The sequence below is a fragment of the Aquidulcibacter sp. genome (genome assembly GCF_044346625.1).
GTDB lineage: Bacteria > Pseudomonadota > Alphaproteobacteria > Caulobacterales > Aquidulcibacteraceae > Aquidulcibacter.
Genome location: NZ_JBIIYV010000001.1, coordinates 109763 through 130268, shown reverse-complemented (window position 1 = coordinate 130268; position 20506 = coordinate 109763). Strand labels below are relative to the sequence as shown.

Genomic DNA, 20506 nt, shown 5'->3' with positions numbered 1-20506 from the left:
TAAATCCTGATTGAAGCTAGGCGGCGGGTCTTTGGGCCCGCCGCTCTTGTTTGGGCTAGGGTGTGCTCCCGGGGTGGTCAAAACAAGCTGCGCAGGATAGGCCCTAGGCCATGGAACGCATAAGAGCAGATTTGTTATTGGTAGCACGTGGCCTGATCGCCACCCGGGCAAAAGCGCGCGAAGCCATCGAAGCTGGGCTAGTTCGGTCGGGCGACCGCGTCATCGCTAAACCCTCTGAACTCTTGGAGCCTGATTGCCCACTCACCGCGCAGTTGGCCTATCATTGGGTCTCACGCGCTGGGCTGAAATTAATTGCGGCTTTGGATGCCTTCGACATTATGGCGACCGATCGCTATGCGCTTGATATCGGGGCTTCGACCGGCGGCTTTACACAAGTCCTGCTTAGCCGGGGGGCGGCCCACGTGGTCGCCGTTGACGTCGGGCGAGATCAGCTGGACCCAAGCTTGCGCGGTAATGCAGCCATAACCTCTCTTGAAGGCACAGATGCCCGATCCCTAACGTCTGACGAGTTGGGCGAGCCTGTGCCTGATCTCATCGTGATTGATGTGAGCTTTATTGGGCTAGAAAAAATCTTACCGGCCGTCCTGCCGCTGGTTGCGCCAATGGCTGATCTGGTGGCGTTGGTGAAACCGCAGTTTCAAGCAGGTCCGGCGCGCGTAGGCAAGCGCGGCTTGGTCGATCCCGCTGTAGCGGCAGTCATTGTGGAAGAAGTCCGCCAAGAATTAGACGGCCTATGCGGCTTTAAGGTTCTGAACCTGATCGAAAGCCCCATCGCTGGTGGCGATGGCAATCGGGAGTATCTGCTCCACGCGCGTCGGGAAGGCTAAGACTAAACCTTTAACGGGTGCATACCATGCAAGGCATTGGCGGATAGTTGCCGGGGTGCATGCCGCCTGTTACAGGGCCTGCGTGACCCACATAGGAATCCCGCGGAACTTGTGCTGGGCGGGGAATGTCTGCTGGGGCGGCATACAAAGGTCCACGTCGCTCGCGCCCGTAATAGGAATGTGGTGAAGGCTGATACCAGTCCCCGCCAACGACACGCCGGGCCGTCGGTGCGTGTGTTGGCTCTGGCAGAGGCAAATACCCTCTGTGAGGTCGCAATTCCTGATCGGCCTCGGCGGGGCAGGTAACGTTTGAGCCGCCAATCTGAGAACCAACAAAGGCACCAATAACAGCTCCCAGGACGATTCCTTCAGGCTGTACCGCAGCGGCGGCAAGCGCTTTCCCAGCAATGCCACCACCGACGGCGCCGATCATTCCGCCTGCAGCCCGCGAGCCTGATTTCGCTTCAGCGCAAGAGCCTGAAAAACTCTCCGGCTGGCCCATCGCGCGCGGCATCGATGAACGATGTTTATCCCCATGTGCCAACGCTTGGGTTGTGCTTAAAAAGGTGGTCGCACATAGACTTGCGATCAGGATCGTTTGGATAGGTTGGCGCATCATCGTCTCCCAAAATTTCAAAAATCAGCGTATACAGATCAATAGCCGGGCGGGCGCCAGCCCTGTGGGCATTGGCACACCCAAGTTTGTTGTGGGGGCAATGTGTGACCGTCTGGCGTGGTGATGGTCTGGACACTCCAGCCGCAGATAATGCCACCTTGTTGCATTGGCATGGCTGGCGCAGGCCACGAAGTCATGCCGCCGTGGTTGGACCAGCCGCTCATCGACGAGGATGACGACCATGAAGAGCTGCTCGACGCTTGGCTCCCGCTGCTTAACGAAACGGCTGAACCGTGAGCGGCGGCTTCATAGCCAGCGGCGCGATCTTTGACGGTATCAACGAACGGTTGGCTTTTATGCACCCAAGTTGAAGAGCTGTTCGACGAGTTCTGTAAGCGCTTGTGCTTGGGCGCGGTTCGGCGATGGCTAGTAGAGGTCGCTGAAGCGCGGCTATGTGACTTTTTCAGGTGGGCTTTGGGTCTACCACGATCCGAGTAGCCATCACGATAACCATCGCGATAACCATGCCGATAGGCATGTTGCTTGGGCTGTTGCCGTTGAACGTGGTGACCGCCATGCGCTGCTGGTTCGCGCACCACTTTTTCTATTACTAAGGTCTCAGTGGTGTTTGGCGTAACCGTTTCAGTCCTGGTGACTTCGTGCTGCGACAGGGTGGATGATCCGCTGGTCGAGCTAGAGCTAGTGCTGCTAGAACCCGTTGTGCTGCTGCTAATGGAGCCTGGGCAGGCGAAATAAACACATTGGGCGAGTGCGGGGCCTGCAAACCAGGCTGATAGCGCCAATCCAAGTAAAGCATAGCGCATGTTCAAGTCCTTTTCTGGGACGCTAGAATCAAAAACTCGACGAAATTCTTCCGTCGCATCATAATACTATGCCAAGTCTTGAGCCGAGTGGCCGTTGTTTTCACCAAAACAGGGAAAAAAATCACAGCCCTATCAGCAGCTGGGCAAACAGTTCTTGGCTCACAAGCAAAGCCGCCTCCCTCGTAGCAGGGAAGCGGCTTGTCTAACAAGGCGAATTGTTAATTCGCGACTTGCCATTCGCCACGATTGTCGCGGCACATCCACACTTGTTGACGTTCATAGAGGCCATCTGGCCGACGCAGGGCGGCTTCGCCCCAACCACATTCCTGACGGCTCACGACAGGGGGTGTGTAGGTGGCTCGATACGTATGATCGTCATCACGTTGGTGATTGCGACGGCTTGGACGATAGTCGCTATAGCGATCGTTTTTGGAATAACCATAGCTTTGAGTGCCTTGATTGCGATAGCCTTCTTGGCGCTCTTGGTGTTGATTGGGCTCGTAACCCCGGTAAACTTGGTCGTCGCAAGCCACGCGCCCTTTAGCGATTTGCGAACCGGCAACCGCACCAACGACCGCACCCAGAACCGTGCCTTCTTTGCGGGCGTTGCGTCCGGCAATCTGCTTGCCCAACACCGCTCCGGCAACCGCACCAATGGCACCACCGGCCAAACGGTTGTTGTTCAAGCTTTGCTGGCACTCTTGAGAGACAGCGCCATAATTGGGATAAGCGTTGTTATAGGTTTGGGCAGAAGCAATGGCAGGGGCTGAAAGGGCCAACGTTGCAGCCAAGCTTGAGAAAATCAATGTACGCATCACGATGCTCCTTTACAGAGAAGACCCAAGGGATAGATGGGGGCAGGTGCAGGCCTTCTGTGAAAGCTAACTTGCAACTTCCTGCCTGAACGGCGCATGAGCAGATATGAACAAAAGCATTCAGGAAACACTCACGCTCAATATTGAGCATATTGGCGCACGCGGCGATGGCGTTTCGCGTGATCAGGATCGTGCGGTCCACGTCCCCTTTACGCTGCCCGGCGAAGAAGTTGAGGCGAACCAGCGGGGAGACCGTGCGACGCTGGTGAAAGTGATGCAAGCTTCAGCCGAGCGCGTTGAGCCTATTTGTGGCCACTTTACTGTCTGCGGTGGCTGTTCGCTGCAGCATTGGGCTGAAGCCCCCTATTTGGCTTGGAAGGCCGGCTTGGTGGAGCGGGCCTTACAGCGGGTCGGCATTGATGTCTCTTTGGCCCCAACACAGCCCGCTTGGGGTCAGGGACGAAGGCGTGCGACGTTTCATGGTAAGCATGCGGGGCCGCGCTTTTTGTTCGGGTTCGCCCAAGCTAAAAGCCATCAGATTGAGACGATCACTGCTTGTCCGGTTTTGACCCCCGGTTTGAATGCCGCTCTGCCCCGATTAGCGGTTTTGGCCGAAGCATTGGCACCCAAGCAGGAAACGATTGACCTTCTTGTAACGGAAACCCCTGTTGGCTTGGATGTCGATGTACGCAATGCCGGGCGGATTGATAAGTTTGAGCGCAAGGGACTAGAGCGTTTAGCGGCCCTGGCAGAGGCTGCTGAGATTGGTCGTTTGACACTACATGGCCAGACCGCTCTGACCCGCGCTACGCCCCGTGTGAAAATGGGCCAAGCCATTGTCGAGTTGCCAGCCGGAGCTTTTCTCCAAGCAACACGAGCGGGGGAAGAGGCCTTGGCCGCCCGAGTGCTGGCGTGGACTGTAGGTCGCAAGCATGTCGCCGATCTGTTTGCAGGTATTGGCACATTTGCGCTTCGCTTGAAGGAAAAGGCGCTGGTTCGTGCCATTGAGTCCGATGTGCATGCTGTTGCTGCCATGAAAAAGGCTTCAGATGGATTGGCCGGCGGCAAGACATTGATTGCAGAAGCGCGTGACCTCTATCGGGCCCCCTTGGCCCCTTTAGAGATGAAAGGCTTGGACGCTATCGTCTTTGATCCGCCCCGCGCTGGCGCAGAAGCGCAAAGTGCCCAGATTGCCCGTTCGAAGATTGATCTGGTGGTAGCGATTTCCTGTGACCCAGCAAGCTTTGCCCGTGATGCCCGCATTTTGATTGATGGTGGTTATCGTCTCGCTGAAATTGAAACCTTCGATCAATTCCGCTTCACGTCGCATGTGGAAATTGCGGCAAAGTTTGTGCGGTAAGCCAGATGCCATTTTGGACGGACACCAAACTCACAGATATGAGCGAAGCCCAATGGGAAAGCCTGTGCGACGGCTGTGGCAAATGCTGCCTGATCCGTCTGGAAGACGAAGAAACCGGCGACATTCATACAACGGATGTGCATTGCAAATTATTTGACGCGGCTTCTTGCCGTTGCAGTAATTATGCCGCACGCAAAGCCTATGTGCCCGATTGTGTAAAGTTGACGCCTGAAACGCTGGGCGAACTGACGTGGCTACCCATGACGTGTGCCTATCGCTTGGTCCAAGAAGGCCAGCCTTTGTTTGACTGGCATCCCTTAGTCAGTGGCGATCCCGACAGCGTTCATAAAGCGGGGATGAGCGTGCGGGACCAGACCGTGCCAGAAGGCAAGGTCAAGGTGCGTCATCTCGTTCGCCGGATCAAAATCTGGCCCGGCGAAGAAAACGCCTAAGAAATTATAAGTCGCGTGCGGAGAAAGTGTCACAGCCGCGCATATTGCCATTTTCAAGGCCCTTTTTGAACCAAGCCATGCGTTGGGCGCTGGTTCCATGGGTGAAGCTATCTGGTACTGCAAAGCCTTGCGCGCGCTTTTGCAGACGATCATCACCCACGGCACTGGCTGCCCCTAAAGCCTCTTCTATGTCCCCGGGTTCCAGAGCCGCGGTTATGTTGGACTGTCCAGCCCAAAGGCCCGCATAGCAATCGGCTTGCAACTCAATGCGAACGGCGATGGAGTCGGCCCCTTTTCTTTGCCCTTGTTGGCGCATCGCGCGATTGGCTTTCGGTAATATCCCTGTGACGTCTTGGACATGGTGGGCGACTTCATGGGCGATCACATAGGCTTGGGCGAAGTCACCCTTGGCACCCAATCCCCGGTCCATTTCTTCAAAGAAGCTCATGTCGAGATAGATTTTCTTGTCGCCCGGGCAGTAGAATGGGCCGGTTGAGGCACTGGCCGTGCCGCAGGGCGAACTGGTTTGGTTATCAAATAGCACCAATGTTGCCGGGGTGTAGGTCGCCCCATTCTTTGCAAAATGGGCTGTCCAGTAGTCCTCCGTTGATCCCAAGACCGCCGCGACGCGATCGGCGGTTTCTGCTTCGCCGACGCTTGAACTTGCCTGCTTATCCAACCCTTTAGGTGGGGTTGGCTCTGCTTGAAAACCACCTGGTTGGCTGGAAGGGCCCGAACTAGCTCCCAGAATCGACATTAGGGTGCCCATGGTGTCGCCACCGCCAAAGAAGACAACCAACAAGACTATGACGACCATTGCCAAACCGCCACCGCCCCGCAAAGGTAGGCGTGGCCCGCCGCCGCCACCAAGTCCGCCTCCGCCCCCGTTGCGGCGGTCTTCAATATTACTGGATCGGCGGATGTCATCCAAACGCATGGCGCGCCCCTTTTAGTCACGTGGCTTCATTCTGCCATCGGCTTACACTTAACCCCCTTGCCAGTGGCTCGCGCAAGCCCTTGAAGTGGATCTATGACTTCTGCCCCACTTTCCATCGTGATCCCAACCTTGAACGCGATGCCCAGATTAGCAGATTGTTTGGCTACTTTGGTGGCAGGTTTGGGTGCTGGTCTCATCCGAGATGTGGTGGTTGTGGATGCAGGCTCTGAGGATCAAAGTGCGGCGCTTGCGCTCGATATGGGCTGTCGGGTAATCCACGTTGGCCTCGATGGCCGTGGTCGCGGGCAACAGCTAGCAGCGGGGGCTAAGGCCGCAAAAGGCGACTGGCTGTTGTTTTTGCATGGCGATTCCGTGCCATTGGAGGGGTGGATTGCTGCTTGTAAGGCCCATATCGCGACGGCCCCGCAGCATGCAGCCTATTTCCAATTGAGTTTTGATGATCAAAAGCCTTCCGCCCTTCGAATCGCTTTCTGGGCTAATTGGCGCGCGCGCTTATTCGGTCTGCCCTATGGAGACCAGGGGCTTTTGATTTCCCGCGCTTTGTATGAGGCAGTAGGAGGGTTTCAGCCGATTGCCTTAATGGAAGACGTCGATCTGGTGCGAAAGTTGGGAAAGGCACGTTTGCGCTCTTTACCTGCTGCAGTCGAAACGAGCGCGGAGCGGTATCGGCAGGGGGGGTGGTGGTTTGTGCCCTTGCGTAACTTGACGCTCTTGGCTGCCTTTTTGTGCGGGATCTCACCCGACCGGATTAAGAACTGGTACCGGTGAGACCCAAACTTCTAATCTTTGCAAAATCTCCCCGTATGGGCCTTGCCAAGACGCGACTAGCCCGTGGTGTGGGTGTTGTGGCAGCTTGGCGCACCAAACGACGCTTGGACGCTTTTACCTGCCGGGTGGCCCGTTCAACAGGATGGGAAACCCTGTTGGCGGTTGCGCCCCAAAAGGACTTGAGAGCACGATTTCCCGGTGTCTGGTCGTCCGATCTACGTCGGATAGGACAGGGGCAAGGCGACTTAGGTCAACGTATGTCGCGCATGCTGGTGGCGTTTGGCCGTGCGCCAGTTTGTATTATCGGTTCGGACTTGCCCGACCTTCGGCGGGCAGATTTGGCGCAGGCCTTTAAGGCCTTGAAGCGCTCTGACGTTGTTCTGGGCCCTGCCACCGATGGTGGCTATTGGCTGATCGGGATGGCACCGCGTGCGGCCCGCCGCGCCCGACTTGCCCCCGTTCGCTGGTCGAGCCAGCATACCCTTGCCGACACGTTGGCCTGCCTACCATCCCATTGGCGGGTTAATTTCTTACGTGAGCTCGAGGATGTCGACGACGCGGCCAGCCTCAAACGTTCAACGCTGCGATAAGGCACCAGAATCAACCATGCCGAGCGACCCAGATGTGCTCGTTGGCGTGACAGCATTGAGGCTAACATGCGCGCTGGCCAGACGCGGATTATCCTGTGGCTCATAAGTTGGAGCAAGGCCGCGGGCTAGCTTTTCAAGGCTGGGTGCGCGTTGGCCAAAGCGGCGATGATAGATCCACATATTGCTCATCACCCGCTCTGCATAGACACGGGCTTGACCGTTGGGGGCGGCTTCCATGAACATCAAAGTGTCTTCAGCGCCTTTGACGCTCGCACTCCAGCGCGTGACGTTACCCGGACCCGCATTATAGGCCATGAAGGTTCGCGTGAGGCAGTTGGAGACCACGCCCATGGCCATCATCTTTTCCAGATAAGCTTCGCCCAATGTTACGTTTAACGTGGTGTCGTTCAGCAAACGTGGATTACTTGCCAAATCGCGCCGGCCCGTCATCCAAGCAGCCGTTCTTGGCATCACCTGCATCAGGCCGCGCGCACCGGCATAGGATTTCGCATTGGTGTCGAACTTTGATTCTTGGCGCATCACAGCCAGAACAACGGCGCGGTCGAGAACAAATTCACCACCCACGGGGCGGAATTGGTCGGGAATGGGATACAGAGCGGCCAAGGCAGCAGCAGACGAGGATTGTGCGATACGCTCGGCTACTGGGTCGAGGTCTAGGCTGCGAGCTACGGCTAAAAAACCGAGATCATCTTCAGCTCGCGCTCGGCTCCAGCTATTGAATAGTTCAGCTTCCGCATCGGACACGCGACCAATTTCTTTCAAAGCCGCGGCACGGCGAACACCAGGGTCGGCGCGCATTAAACGGGCTGCGCGATCTCTTTCATCTTGAGCTTGCGGGACTTTCAAAGTCTCCCAACGTCCGAGCCGCGCAAGTGCCAATTGCCCGTAAAAAGTCAGCGGGCTTGAAGCGGCTTGCTCCAAGAAGGATTGCGTCCTAGCTTTATCACCTAGCTTTTCTGAGGCACGCGCCGCCCAGAATGCCCCGGACGAACGCGCCCAATCGTCGCCCGCATTCCAATTGGCCGCTGCTGTGAACAAGGTTTGCGCGGTCGCAAAATCACCCAAGCGATAGGCGGCAAGACCACCGATCCAACCTGCTTGACCCGATTGCGGACCATTCACCGCTTCGCGCGCCATGGCCAAAGCCGTTTCATCGTCGCCTGCATAAAACCGTGCAGCCAAAGCATCAATCTGGGCACGATCTGCACGCGTCGCGCCTTGTCCAATTGGAACAGGAATAAAACTGGGCTCACGTACGGTACCCATCGAGCGGCGGCTCGGCACAGGATCGGGCCGCTTTAGCCGGAAGGGTGTGGGCACCACGCCCATGATACGCGCGGCTTGAATCGCATCTTCTTGCGCTTCTTGCGCGCGCTCATAAACCGCACCGGCGCCTGCGACATCGCCCCAGCGCTCAAGCCAGGCCGCCATGGCCGGCAAATCTGGTGCAGTCGCGTTTGAGATTAAGCGCGCTCGTTCAACATGGGGCTTCAATGTGCCGTCGGAAATGGATGGCAAAAGCTCATCTAAGACAGCCTTTTGATTGGCGGCTGCAGCCGCAAAGGCTTTGCGGTAATTTGCTTCATCGGTACTGGTCAGGACATCCGGGCCGGCGACCGTACCACGCAAGGCAGAGACAGGTGGCGCTGCTTGGGCCAGAGCGGCTGTCGACATAATGGCAAGGGTAAAGCAGCCCAATGCCATAATCGGCATCAACAAGGACCGCTTTTCCAATCCAATCTGGGTGATGTCACATTGGGTCAAACCATATGGGCCCTTCGCCGAAGTGTTTGATAAGCTTGGAACTTCAAAAGCTTTTCAAACCCACTTGCCTGCTTACCCCGACCCATTTAGTCAGAGGTCTTTGTCGCCCAACCCTAAACAAAAAGGGCTCGTTGGGCAGATTTAAGAGCCTTTTGCCTTGTTTCTGCCCCGCGTGGCAACGCCCAGAGATGAAATTTTCTGTTCAAACCTTAGTAGGTCTTGCCATGCAAGCGCTTTGTCGCGCGGTCTGTTCAATAGATAGGCAGGCGAAAAAAGGCATTGTGCATAGGTTGTCGGCCCTGCCTCATCGGTGCCAAGCCCATAGTCAAAAGACCGTGTGCGTAGCTTCATGATGCCGTCCGCCGTGTTTAATAGGGTCTGAGCGGTTAGACCTCCGACCATCAGAATCGCCTTGGGGTCTGCAAGTTCAACGTGGCGCACCAGAAATGGGCGGCACAGGGCCACTTCTTCCGCGGTTGGATTGCGATTGCCAGGTGGCCGCCATGGGATAAGGCAGGTCAGATAACAATCTTTCTGCCGATCCAAGCCAATACTAGCTAACATTTTCGTGAGTAAATCGCCCTCGGGGCCCTGAAATGGCTTACCGATTTCATCATCTTCACGGCCGGCCGTTTCACCAATCACCATTATGTCAGCCTCTGCCCGGCCATCGGCGAAAACGGTTGCGCGTGCATTGGCCTTTAGCCCGCAACCGTCAAAGCTCTCCAGCGCTTTAAAGAGGGCGTCCAAGCTCGTGCAGGATTGGGCGAGGCGATGGGCTTCTGCCAGCGCATCGACAGGCTTCTTGGTCATATTGACGCGAGCAGCCACAATCTTTGCCTCTGGCATGGAGGGTTCGGTTGATTGTTGTTGCAAAGCTTGAGCGCGTGCGCGTTGTGCCGGGCCTAAATCAAACGGCTCCAAGCCCGCCAGTTCCCACCAGTGTGCTAGGGCTTGGGCGGCGGCTTCAACGGTTAAACTTGGGCGCGCATGCATGCGTTCGGCATTCCTATGGCAGATGTTGCGGCGGTTTGGGTGCCTAACTGGTCTTGACCTTCGTCCTTTAAGACCTCGATAAGCATTCGTGAGGCTGATGACAAAGGCAATGTGGAATTTGTCCTCATGCGATAACAGTCTAACTGATCCATGCAGGGCCCAGGCGAAAAGGGGAGAGACGATGGCTTTTGACGCAATTGAGCGTGAATCGATGGAATATGATGTCCTGATCATAGGTGCTGGGCCCGCTGGCTTGGCAGCTGCGATCCGTTTGAAACAAGTAAATGCAGACTTGGCCGTCGCTGTGTTGGAAAAAGGCGGGGAGGTCGGGGCTCATATTCTGTCTGGCGTTGTGGTCGACCCTAAGGCCTTAGATGAGCTTTTGCCAAAGTGGCGCGATGCATCAGACCGGCCTTTGACCACACAAGTGGAAAAAGACGAGTTAAAGCTTTTGGGCCAAGCCGGCAGCCTGCCGCTTCCCAATTTTATTATGCCCCCCCTAATGAATAACCATGGAAACTTCATTGGCTCTTTAGGCAATGTCTGCCGCTGGTTGGGCGCAAAGGCTGAAGAACTGGGCGTTGAGATTTATCCAGGTTTTGCTGCCGCAGCAGTTGTTTACGATGAAGCTGGTGCTGTCAAAGGCGTACAAGTTGGCGACATGGGCATCACGCGCGAAGGCGAAATGGGCCCAGACTTTACGCCAGGGATTAACATCTTTGCCAAGTACACCTTGATTGGTGAAGGCGTCCGCGGCTCGCTCGCGAAAGAGATCATCGCGAAATACAGCCTTGATAAAGGCAAAGAGCCCCAGAAATACGGGATCGGTTTGAAAGAAGTGTGGCAAGTTGCCCCTGAAAAGCACAAGCCGGGTCTGGTTCAGCATGCCTTTGGCTGGCCGTTGGATTGGAATACGGGCGGGGGCTCTTTCCTTTATCATTGGGGCGACGGTTTAGTCTCAGTCGGCTATGTGGTGCATTTGAACTATAAAAACCCATGGCTAAGCCCGTTTGATGAATTCCAACGCTTTAAGCAGCATCCAGATGTCCGCCCAACGTTTGAAGGCGGCAAGCGCTTGTCATACGGTGCCCGCGCCATTACTGAAGGCGGCTTGCAATCTGTGCCCAAATTGCCGTTTCCCGGTGGGGCTTTGATCGGCTGCTCGGCAGGCTTTGTGAACTTGCCGCGCATTAAGGGCAGCCACAATGCGATGAAGACAGGCATGATTGCGGCTGAAACGGTTGCAGCAGCGATTGCGGCGGGTCGGTCTGGCGATGTGCTGGAAGAATACCAAACAGCCTATGAAACCAGCTGGGTCTTTAAGGACTTAGAGCTTGTGCGCAACGTGAAACCACTTTTGTCAAAGTTTGGCACAATCATGGGCTTGGGCCTCGGCGGCATCGATATGTGGTGCACCACCGTGTTTGGTGGTTGGTCGCCATTTGGAACCCAAAAGCATGGTAAGTCCGATGCGGCAAGTCTGTTGCCTGCCGATCAATTTTCCAAGATTGACTATCCAAAGCCCGATGGCGTCGTCAGTTTTGACAAGCTCTCGTCGGTCTTTCTGTCCAATACCAATCATGAAGAAAACCAGCCTATTCACTTGAAGGTAGCAGACCTTGCACTTCAAAAGTCGAGTGAGTTGGACGTCTTTGCTGGTCCCTCAAACCGCTATTGCCCCGCCGGGGTTTATGAGTGGGTTGAGGATGGGGCTGGAAAGCGCTTCCAAATTAATGCGCAGAACTGCGTCCATTGCAAAACCTGTGACATTAAAGATCCGAACCAAAACATTACTTGGACCACCCCGCAGGGTGGTGAAGGGCCAATCTACCAGAATATGTAGCCTTGGTCAGAACACCGGCGCTGATTGCGATCACATTTCACAGGCTTGCCTTTGTCTAGCCCTTGTTTGCTCATCCAATCAGCGCCAGTTTAATCTTGGACCAATTCTTGGTCGATCCCTTTATCCAAGCTACCAGCAGGATGTTGCCATGCGCCTCAGAGCAGTCCTATTTGCGACCACCACCATCCTTTTGGGCTCATCGCTTATGGCACCGATGGCGTGGGCTTCTGCGCCGCCTGTTACCGAGCGAACGCCAGACGCCGATACCTCAGGCGCTGTTGCGCGAGAGCGGGCTTATGCAGGCCTCAGTTTGGGGGATGCGATCCGCCAAGCCTTAATCGACGACGATCTGGACTTCGCTTTTAAATCAATCGCTGCGCTCGGTCGGGCCGGAGGGGATACGAGCACGACCCTTTATTACAGCGGCGTTCGGGCCTTTAGCCAGCAAAGTTATCAAGATGTCACCGACACGCTGCGCGACAGTGATAAGGATGACATGTTGACTGCAGGTTTGGTCACTTGGGCTCATGTTGGCCAAGGCAAGTTAGATCGGGCAATCAACACATGGGAAGTCTATGGTGGAGACGGAAATCGGCCATTCTTCAATGCCTACCGTGGCCTCTTGGCTGAGCAAAATGGCCAAGTAAATGCGGCTTTGGGTTATTATGCACAGGCGCAAAAGGCTGGTGAACTGCATTTCGTGCGCGATTTGAGCAAACGCTACGTGACTTTGTTGGCCCAAGCCGGCCGCAAGAGTGACGCCCTAAAGGCCCATGACGAGATTTTTGGTGAACCAAAAGGGCTCGATCCGCTCGAAACCCAATTTCGTGAGACAATTGCCGCTGGAAAGCCAAAGCCGTTAGCCGCGATGTTGCCGCAGGCAAGCCTTAGCTCTTTGATGAGCAATTATGCCTCGGCGATGATGCTCGTCCGGATTTTTCAAGCCAATCAACAGCAAAAAGACGGGGATGCCGCAAAGTCTGATGAGGTAACTGAAAAGCCTGACGCGGATGCCCTGTTCGTCGGAGATGCCTTGTTGCTGCGGACGGCTCTGAAGATTGATCCATCCAATCAATCTGCACGGTTTTCTTTATCCGAAGCCCTAGCGGAAATTGACGAAGACAAGGCTGCATTAGAGACGTTAGCCCCGATTGCAACCGGTGATCGAATGGACGAGGTGCGTCGCGAAAAAGCGGTCCTACACCTCAGCCTTGAAGACGCTTCCAGTGCGGCAGCGCTATTGGATCAAATTCCGCAAAGCCTTCGCGACCGACGTTGGTGGGACTTACATGCCAGTATTCGGGGCGCTCGAGGGGACTTCAAAGGCGCATTTGACAGTGCCAGTAAGAGTGCTGCTGCCGCACGTGGCACAGGTGAATGGGATGAAGACTTGGCCCGATTGAGCTTGATGCGCGCACATTATGATTTAGGCCAAAAAGCCGAAGCTATTGAGATAGCCCGCGCGCTGGTAAAGAAACTGAAGCCAGAAAATCCTGTCCGTGGCTCGGCGGGCCTCTTCCTCGCACGGGAACCGTCGACACATAGCGAAGGCCTGCCTGCTGCGCGCGAAAGTTTGAAGATGCTCGGAGCAGATGGCCGCGCCAAGCTATCCTTGGGTAGCGTCCTCGCGCAATTCTCTGGAACACGTGCTGAAGGTGTGCAACTCCTGCGCGATGCGTTGGAAGAAATGCCCCGTTCACCGCTCTTTATGAATGCTTTGGGCTATACGCTGGTTGAGTATGATATCAACGTGGACGAAGGCTTTCAGTTATTACAGAAAGCGTATGAGCTTCGACCCTATTCTGGGGCGATAACGGACTCACTGGGCCGTGCGCATTATAAGCTTGGGCAACTAGATGAAGCGCAACGCTTGATCGAAAAAGCGGTGGACATGCGCAAGGACACGCCAGACCCAGAGATTTATGACAATCTGGGCGACGTCTATTGGCATCAGGGCAAAAAAGGCGAAGCGCGCCGCATGTGGCAAATGGTGAAAGACTTTGGCGGTCATTATTTCAAGAAAGTTGAGTTGGAAGAAAAACTAAAAAATGGCCTTAAGGGGCCAGCACCCGTGCAAAGAATGGCACCAATCATTGCGGAACCCGGTAGTGTTTAAGCAGAGGCCAATTCTTGTTATGCGCGCGTTGACCGTTGCTGCGGTTCTTATGTGTTGGGGTGTACCACAGGCTTCTGCTCAAAACTCTGTGCAAGTGGGCTTATCTGCCGCCAAACCGGGTGCGCCAGTTTTGCTGCAACGATCGGATGCAGATATCTTTGCTGCAACTTTGGCTGGGCGATATGCGCAAGGGGTCGCCAACCCAAAATTGGCGGCACAAGCTTGGGCGAGGGCCTACTTTCGTCGAACAACCGACTTAGACCTATATGACCGGGCGACCGCCGCAAACCTCGAGGTGGGTAACATAGGCATGGTGGTGCGCATGGCTAAATTGGTTGCACCTAGCCAGCGTCCCCCAAAGGCCGTTTTGGCCTTGGCAATCGAGGCCCTCGGACAGGGGCGATATCAAGATGTCGTTCGCACGCTGGAAGGGCAAAAATTCAGTCCGAGCCTGACCCAATTTGCTAACCACATCCGCGCCTATGCGCGCTTAGGGCAAGGGCAAGGGTCAAAGGCTTATGATCTGGCAAGCCAAGTCACAGGTATTACCGAACTGGAAGACGCTGGCCTTATGTCGCGTGCGCTGATTTTGGTGCGCGCCAAGCGCCAACAAGAAGCGATTGCTTTGTTTGAAAAAGCGCGCAGCCTCGGGCAAGACTCGCCTGCGGGCTTACGGTTTTATAGCGAGCTTCTGCTATCAGTCGGCCAGCGGGACAAGGCAGAGGCTCTTTTAACACCTTTATCTGAACGCGGGACAGTGAAAGCCTCGGCCTTCACCGGCACCTTGGCACGGGTGCGGGCAGGCGATAAGGGCAATGTGGCTATCAACGTGCAGGACCATAGCGCCGTCGGCCTACTGACCTTGGTTGAGGCCATGAAGGATAGCCGGCCGCCGACCGAAACCTCAGACCTGCTATTTCTTTTGGCTTTCCTGCATCCGACTTCCGATGAAGTGTCTGCGGCATTGGGCCAACATCTGGCCAGTCACGGCTATAATGAGCTCGCTGAACCCTATCTGGCGCGTGTTGCTAACGTCAGTCCCGATTTTGTCGCCACTCGCACGGAACTAGCTTGGCTTGTCTATGCGCATGATCCAAAGCAAGCCTTGCTGGAAGCGCGAGGGCTTGTGACCAAGTATCCTTCAAGCTTTGCGGCCATGACTCTGTTGGCCGATATGCTGTCAGCCAACAGGCTCGATGCCGAAGCTGAGGCCGCCTATGACAGCCTGATTGAACAGAGTTTAGCGGCCTCTTGGTCGCCAACCGAGACTTGGCCACTCTATTTCGGGCGAGGCGGCGCACGCGAGCGCCTTGGCCGTTGGCCAGAGGCTTTGGGAGATTTACGACTGGCAAAAGCTGCCGCGCCCAATCAGCCCAATGTCTTGAACTATCTAGGCTATGCCATGGCGGATCGCGGCGAAAATCTAGACGAAGCGCTGGTCATGTTGCGCAATGCGATGCGGCTGCGCCCAAGGTCAGGGGCGATTTTGGATTCTTATGGCTGGGCTTTGTTCAAAAGTGGACGCCATGAAGAGGCTGCAACCATGCTTGAGCGCGCTGCGGGGCTTGCCCCCAATCTCGCTGAAGTGGCCGACCACTTGGGTGACGTCTATTGGCGAACCGGGCGGATTGAAGAGGCCCGTCTGGAATGGCGACGTGCTTTGACGCTAACGCCAACAGCAGAACAAACTAAAGCACTGGAAATGAAGTTGAGCGATGGTTTGCCCCCTGATCCAAGCCGAGCGGCGGATGCTGCCATTTTGGCCCAGAACAAGTCTAACTGAGCGGAAAATGACCGCCTATTTTGCCCCTGCCAAACTCAATCTGACTTTGAGGGTCGGGCCGCCACAGGTTGATGGACGTCACCCTCTCGACAGCCTTGTCTGCTTCACCAAAAGACTCGGCGATCACCTCTTGGTGGGAACCGCGACGGACTTGGAACTGGAGATTTCAGGTCCGTTTAGCGAGAGCTTGAGTGCTGGTAAGGACAATTTGGTCTGCCGCGCCGCACAAATCCTTGCCGATGTGGGGGGGATACCTGCCAAAGCTAACATTCGCCTGATGAAGAATTTGCCGATTGCATCTGGGATCGGTGGGGGCTCTGCCGATGCTGCCGCGGCCCTGCACGCTTTAAATAATTTTTGGGAGCTCAACCTCCCGCTGCCAGACCTTTTGGTGCTAGGTGCCCAATTAGGCGCTGATGTGCCAGCCTGTCTTACAGGCCAGCCGGTGCACATGACGGGAACGGGGGAGACGTTGACCCCCATTGGGCCGCTGGCTGCTATGGGGGTAGTTCTTGTTAATCCGGGAGTGCCTTGCCCAACCGGGCCTGTCTATCGCGCTTATGACGAATTAGGGGCGGGGCTCGACATTGTCATTCGGCCTGTCCCCGATGTGTCGGAGCGCGAAAGCTTGTTGGCTTATCTGTGCGAAGTGCCCAATGACCTCGAACGGGCTGCTATCAGTCTGGTGCCTGAGGTTGCTGAAGCGATGGAGCACTTAACAGCCAGCCCGGATGTTCGCTTTGTTCGGATGTCAGGTTCGGGTGCAACATGCTTTGCGCTGTATGACGACGAGCTAGCCGCCCAAGCAGGGAAAAATTTTGTTCTTACAGGCCTTGCCAATCGTGGCTTTTGGGTCGAGGCAGATCGCATCTAATGGCTGTGGATGGACTACAGCTAATTCTTGGGGGTTTTTATGATCATCGTGCATCACCTTAATGATTCTCGTTCGCAGCGGATTCTATGGCTTCTGGAAGAAATGGGAACGCCCTATGAAATCAAGAAGTATCAGCGCGATGCCGTGACAAATCTTGCACCGCCCGAATTGAAGGAAGTCCATCCGTTGGGCAAGTCGCCTGTGGTGACGGACGATGGGGAAGTCTTGGCAGAATCTGGGATGATTATTGACGTACTGGCACGTCGCTATGGGCCTGATCTCGCCGTTGATTTTGCTTCGCCACTTTATCCGACCTATGCCCACTGGCTACACTTTGCTGAAGGTTCTGCCATGTTGCCCTTTCTCTTGGCCCTTTATACGGGTCGTTTAGGAGATGCCGCTGCACCTCTGATGCCGCGCATCACAGGCGAGATCATGAACCACTTGTCCTATGTCGAAGGGGCATTGGCAGGAAAACAATTCCTCGTTGGCGATCGATTGACCGGTGCTGATATCCAAATGAGTTTTGTCGGCGAGATCGCCAAAGGCCAAGGCGCTTTGGGCATGTTGCCGAACATGAAAGCTTGGCTCGAAGGCCTTCATGCCCGGCCGCAATGGCAAGCCGCCCTTGAAAAAGGCGGCCCTTACCGCTTCGCTTGATAAGACTTCAGCAACAAAGAGCTAGCGCGGTCCGGGCCCTAACGTGCGATCAAAGAAGTTTAAGATCGTGAGTTGGACGTGCTTGGCCCGCGCTTTTTCGCGAATGCCGTGCTTCTGCCCCGGATAGACCATGGTCTCAAACGGGATCGAAGCTGCCTGCAAGGCGTCAAACGCCGCGGTCGAATTGTCAAAGGTCACATTGTCGTCCGCCATGCCATGCAGGATCAAAAGGGGGCGCTTAACGTTTTTCAAGCGTGGCAGAACCGATGCCCTAGTGTAAACGTCAGCTTCGTCCTGGGGCTTGCCCATATATCGTTCAGTATAATGTGTGTCGTACAAGGACCAATCTGTAACGGGCGCACCAGAGACATAAGCCGAGTAGGCTTCCGGTGCCTCGGTCGCCAACCGCAACGCCATGTACCCGCCGTAGGACCAACCCCACACGCCAATGCGCGATGGGTCGACATAGGGTTGCGCTTTCAGGAAGGCGAGACCCGCCAATTGGTCCTCAACTTCTGGCCCACCCAATTTTCCACGAATCGCGCGCTCAAAGCTGCGGCCCCGGTTAGGCGTGCCGCGATTGTCGATGGAAAACACAATGTAGCTGCGCGCTGCATGGAGTTGATCGGTGTTGCTACCCCATCCTCGCCTGACAACTTGTACACCAGGGCCGCCGTAGACATAGACGATAACTGGCCATTTTTTGCTGGGATCAAAATTAGACGGCAATTGCAATGACCAATTGAGAACATCACCCGACGGACCAGTTAACGTGCCAAATCGCACATTTGCCCGTTTCGCGAGATAGGGTGCCCAAGGATGCTTTTCGTCGAGCTTGTTTTCTTCAATCCACCGAACGAGCCTGCCATTAGCTTCATAGAGCCCAAGGCGAGGGGGTGTTGTGGGATCTGAATAGGTGCCGAGAAAGGCTTTGCCCGTGGTGGCCATCGCCACGCCCCAATTGCCGCCACTTGCCGTCACTGCACTGGGTGCGCGGCGCTTGGCTAACGGGGCAGAATAAAGGCGCTGCTCTAAGCTATCGTCCTTATTCGACATGAAAAAGACACGGCCTGCCGCCTCATCGACGCCAGCAATTTGTGAAACGGCCCATGTACCGGTGGTGAGAACTTGAACGCCTGTCCCATCCCGCTTGCGTCGTTCTATATGACGCCAACCTGTCCGCTCGCTGGTCCACAAGAAATCGCCTGATGCCAATGGCGTAAAGTCATTGGTGAGGTTCAGCCAAACCAAATCCGCTTCGGTGAGGATGACTTTCGACTGACCTGTTGCAGGGTCAACCATGAGAAGGTCTAGCCGTGTTTGAGCCCGATTTTGCCGCTGGACATACAGGGTTTGGCCATCCTTCGACCAATTGACCCGCGCGACATAGATGTCGTCATTCTCGCCCAAATCGACCGGTACCACATTGCCCGTCGCTAAGTCCTTGATGAACAAGCTTACGCTTGCATTGGTGGCCCCAGCGCGCGGATAACGTTGCTGAACAATTTCTGTTTGGCTTGCGCCAATCTCAACGCGCGGGATAAGGGCGACCGCAGTCTCATCGACTTGGGTGTAGACGATGCGATCGTCGTTCGGTGACCACCAATAGCCCGTATTACGGTCCATTTCCTCTTGGGCGATGAATTCCGCCATACCGTATGTGATGGCGTCGCTTGCAGCAGGTGACAGCGCTAGTTCTTCATTCGCACCAAGCTTGAGGGCAATCAATTGTCCGTCGCGAATGAAAGAGACATAACCACCTGCGGGGGAGATTTGAGCATCCGTCTCAAACTCGGGTGTGCGCGTCAGGCGGCGCGGGGCGCTGGGGTTTGCAACTTGTACATAATAGAGGTCGCCACCCAGTGGGGCCAGAATAGCCTCGCCCTTTTTATCCCAATCATAGGAAACAAGGCCGCGCGTCCCTGCTAAACGTTGGCGTTCTCGCCGCGCAGCTTCCGCTTCTGATAATGCGCCCTCATCGGGCACCAATGCTTTGGAATCAACCAGCATAAAGGGTGCGCCACCACCGACAGGTGCCGCCCAAAGGTCGAGGCGTAAGAAATCGCGCTCATTGGGCCGAAGCCACGTTACCAGTTTGCCGTCCGGCGAGAATTTGGGCGCTCGCGCGACAGGCCCATTAAGAGCAGGATCTTCAAACAGTCGGTCCAGCGTAATGCTTCCAGAGGCGGGCGCAGCGGCAGGGACGGCTTGTGCATGCACAAGGGCGGGTAGAATGGCGAGAATCGCCAGCAAGGTCAGAACAGGGCGCATCCGTCTATTTGGCAAGGGTTCAGCCTTCCGGCAAGCCTTGATGCAAAAGCGCCCACACCCGCAGGGCGCTTGCTAAGGGGCGTTCGCCTCGTTGGCTGTCAATCTCGCCGATCAACCCGGCGAGCGACAATCGTCGCAGACGCGCATTCGTCTCAAGCGCCGCCCAGAATTCAGCCTCCAGCGCGACGCTTGTCGCGTGTCCTTCAAGAGATACCGATCGCTTAATCAAGCTCATGATCTGTGGCCTTGGTCAGGAAATGTCCATCTAGCCGCGTCTTCGTCTGATTTTTGGCCTTTTCTGTGGCAAGCTTTTCTTGCTTCGTGCGACCGAAGACCACACGATTGGCGTCGCCTTTGGCGCTGTGTTCATCGCGCGCTTTGGCTTTGCGGGCTTGTCTTAGATTGATGATCTCAGCCATGAACCGATTTTAGCCTGTGCGGGCCTGAAAATCCATCAGCGGGAAGGGATTGGCGGGCTGGCTGCGCAGTTATAGGCGCGTCGAGATAAAGCTTCTGGCTTCATGACAGCCTCTTGAAGTTGCCGTTCCATCTCGCCTTGAACCAGTTGAGGTACTTTATCGCTCGAAATGCCATATGCCTCTGCCGCGGCATAGACCTCTGCTAGCCAGCGGTTGCCGCTGTCGCTAACACCTGGTTCGCGTGCCCAAGACGGGGCGGCCATGGCCGTTATTTGGATTGCCGCAGCACACAACAGAGAGTCTTCGAGGCGTACGAGCCCGGCAGGATCTTCCGCCTTGTCGGCTTGAGCTTGTGCCGATTTGGGCTGAGGTGCGTTTTGTTGAGGACTTGGTTGGGCGAAAGCTTGCAAGCTCCACCCCGCCAAAAGCGAAACAAGGATCAAATTGGCACGCATAATCACTCACCTAATTACTGCGCTAGACCTTGCAGGCGCTGGGCCAATTGCAAGTAGGCCAGTCCTTCAACTC

20 protein-coding genes are annotated in these 20506 nt (G+C 55.7%); 11 read left to right on the top strand and 9 right to left on the bottom strand.

Going from position 1 to position 20506, the window contains the following annotated elements; translation table 11 throughout:
* The first annotated feature begins 110 nt into the window (after nt 1-110).
* Nucleotides 111-848 carry a TlyA family RNA methyltransferase gene (locus tag ACIQ20_RS00575; protein ID WP_395776381.1) on the top strand — a complete coding sequence of 246 codons (738 nt, stop codon included), beginning with the start codon at nt 111-113 and terminating at the stop codon, nt 846-848.
* 10 nt (nt 849-858) lie between these two features.
* Here the strand turns inward: ACIQ20_RS00575 and ACIQ20_RS00570 are convergent, their stop codons facing one another.
* The gene (locus ACIQ20_RS00570; RefSeq protein ID WP_395776379.1) at nt 859-1464 is read right to left on the bottom strand and encodes a hypothetical protein; all 606 of its coding nucleotides are present in this window, start codon (nt 1462-1464) and stop codon (nt 859-861) included.
* A gap of 150 nt (nt 1465-1614) precedes the next feature.
* Between ACIQ20_RS00570 and ACIQ20_RS00565 the strand changes: the two genes are divergently transcribed.
* The gene (locus ACIQ20_RS00565; RefSeq protein ID WP_395776377.1) at nt 1615-1761 is read left to right on the top strand and encodes a hypothetical protein; all 147 of its coding nucleotides are present in this window, start codon (nt 1615-1617) and stop codon (nt 1759-1761) included.
* A 745-nt stretch (nt 1762-2506) separates the two neighbouring features.
* On the opposite strand, the gene ACIQ20_RS00560 is transcribed toward ACIQ20_RS00565, so the two are convergent.
* A complete protein-coding gene (locus tag ACIQ20_RS00560; RefSeq protein ID WP_395776375.1) occupies nt 2507-3103 on the bottom strand; it encodes a glycine zipper 2TM domain-containing protein in 597 nt (198 codons plus the stop codon).
* Between the two features lie 106 nt (nt 3104-3209).
* On the opposite strand from ACIQ20_RS00560, the gene ACIQ20_RS00555 reads away from it, so the two are divergent.
* Both ACIQ20_RS00555 and ACIQ20_RS00550 read left to right on the top strand, forming a co-directional pair.
* A complete protein-coding gene (locus ACIQ20_RS00555; RefSeq protein WP_395776373.1) occupies nt 3210-4463 on the top strand; it encodes a class I SAM-dependent RNA methyltransferase in 1254 nt (417 codons plus the stop codon).
* Nucleotides 4464-4468: 5 nt separating this feature from the next.
* Nucleotides 4469-4915 (top strand): YcgN family cysteine cluster protein, encoded by a 447-nt coding sequence (locus ACIQ20_RS00550; protein ID WP_395776370.1) that lies wholly within the window; start codon nt 4469-4471, stop codon nt 4913-4915.
* A gap of 4 nt (nt 4916-4919) precedes the next feature.
* On the opposite strand, the gene ACIQ20_RS00545 is transcribed toward ACIQ20_RS00550, so the two are convergent.
* Nucleotides 4920-5852, bottom strand: coding sequence for a neutral zinc metallopeptidase (locus tag ACIQ20_RS00545; RefSeq protein ID WP_395776368.1), 933 nt, complete (start codon nt 5850-5852; stop codon nt 4920-4922).
* Nucleotides 5853-5945: 93 nt separating this feature from the next.
* Here ACIQ20_RS00545 and ACIQ20_RS00540 point away from each other — a divergent pair, with 93 nt between their 5' ends.
* Nucleotides 5946-6641, top strand: a complete 696-nt coding sequence (locus tag ACIQ20_RS00540; RefSeq protein WP_395776366.1) for a TIGR04283 family arsenosugar biosynthesis glycosyltransferase — start codon at nt 5946-5948, stop codon at nt 6639-6641.
* Nucleotides 6638-7231 carry a TIGR04282 family arsenosugar biosynthesis glycosyltransferase gene (locus tag ACIQ20_RS00535; RefSeq protein ID WP_395776364.1) on the top strand — a complete coding sequence of 198 codons (594 nt, stop codon included), beginning with the start codon at nt 6638-6640 and terminating at the stop codon, nt 7229-7231. The genes ACIQ20_RS00540 and ACIQ20_RS00535 overlap by 4 nt, the downstream gene beginning before the upstream one ends.
* On the opposite strand, the gene ACIQ20_RS00530 is transcribed toward ACIQ20_RS00535, so the two are convergent.
* A complete protein-coding gene (locus ACIQ20_RS00530) occupies nt 7217-9016 on the bottom strand; it encodes a transglycosylase SLT domain-containing protein (RefSeq protein ID WP_395776362.1) in 1800 nt (599 codons plus the stop codon). The genes ACIQ20_RS00535 and ACIQ20_RS00530 overlap by 15 nt on opposite strands.
* Before the next feature lie 141 nt (nt 9017-9157).
* Complete coding sequence (locus ACIQ20_RS00525; protein WP_395776360.1) at nt 9158-10012, bottom strand: uracil-DNA glycosylase; 855 nt, start codon at nt 10010-10012, stop codon at nt 9158-9160.
* Between the two features lie 181 nt (nt 10013-10193).
* Between ACIQ20_RS00525 and ACIQ20_RS00520 the strand changes: the two genes are divergently transcribed.
* The 5 genes from ACIQ20_RS00520 (at nt 10194) to ACIQ20_RS00500 (ending at nt 17288) form a co-directional block, all read left to right on the top strand.
* The gene (locus tag ACIQ20_RS00520; protein ID WP_395776358.1) at nt 10194-11855 is read left to right on the top strand and encodes an electron transfer flavoprotein-ubiquinone oxidoreductase; all 1662 of its coding nucleotides are present in this window, start codon (nt 10194-10196) and stop codon (nt 11853-11855) included.
* A 148-nt stretch (nt 11856-12003) separates the two neighbouring features.
* A complete protein-coding gene (locus ACIQ20_RS00515) occupies nt 12004-13971 on the top strand; it encodes a tetratricopeptide repeat protein (RefSeq protein ID WP_395776356.1) in 1968 nt (655 codons plus the stop codon).
* 19 nt (nt 13972-13990) lie between these two features.
* A complete protein-coding gene (locus ACIQ20_RS00510) occupies nt 13991-15754 on the top strand; it encodes a tetratricopeptide repeat protein (protein ID WP_395776354.1) in 1764 nt (587 codons plus the stop codon).
* A 7-nt stretch (nt 15755-15761) separates the two neighbouring features.
* Nucleotides 15762-16628 carry a 4-(cytidine 5'-diphospho)-2-C-methyl-D-erythritol kinase gene (locus ACIQ20_RS00505; RefSeq protein WP_395776352.1) on the top strand — a complete coding sequence of 289 codons (867 nt, stop codon included), beginning with the start codon at nt 15762-15764 and terminating at the stop codon, nt 16626-16628.
* 39 nt (nt 16629-16667) lie between these two features.
* On the top strand, nt 16668-17288 hold the full coding sequence (locus ACIQ20_RS00500) for a glutathione S-transferase family protein (RefSeq protein WP_395776350.1): 621 nt from the start codon (nt 16668-16670) through the stop codon (nt 17286-17288).
* Between the two features lie 21 nt (nt 17289-17309).
* Here ACIQ20_RS00500 and ACIQ20_RS00495 read toward each other — a convergent pair whose 3' ends face one another.
* From ACIQ20_RS00495 to ACIQ20_RS00480, 4 genes are read right to left on the bottom strand one after another with little or no spacing between them, the layout of a single operon-like run.
* Entirely contained in the window at nt 17310-19574 is a 2265-nt protein-coding gene (locus ACIQ20_RS00495; RefSeq protein WP_395776348.1) for a S9 family peptidase, read from the bottom strand.
* Between the two features lie 4 nt (nt 19575-19578).
* Nucleotides 19579-19794 (bottom strand): ribbon-helix-helix domain-containing protein, encoded by a 216-nt coding sequence (locus tag ACIQ20_RS00490; RefSeq protein ID WP_395776346.1) that lies wholly within the window; start codon nt 19792-19794, stop codon nt 19579-19581.
* The gene (locus tag ACIQ20_RS00485; protein ID WP_395776344.1) at nt 19781-19978 is read right to left on the bottom strand and encodes a DUF4169 family protein; all 198 of its coding nucleotides are present in this window, start codon (nt 19976-19978) and stop codon (nt 19781-19783) included. Before ACIQ20_RS00485 ends, ACIQ20_RS00490 begins: the two co-directional genes overlap by 14 nt.
* Nucleotides 19979-20013: 35 nt before the next feature.
* On the bottom strand, nt 20014-20433 hold the full coding sequence (locus tag ACIQ20_RS00480; protein ID WP_395776342.1) for a hypothetical protein: 420 nt from the start codon (nt 20431-20433) through the stop codon (nt 20014-20016).
* Nucleotides 20434-20506: the final 73 nt, after the last annotated feature.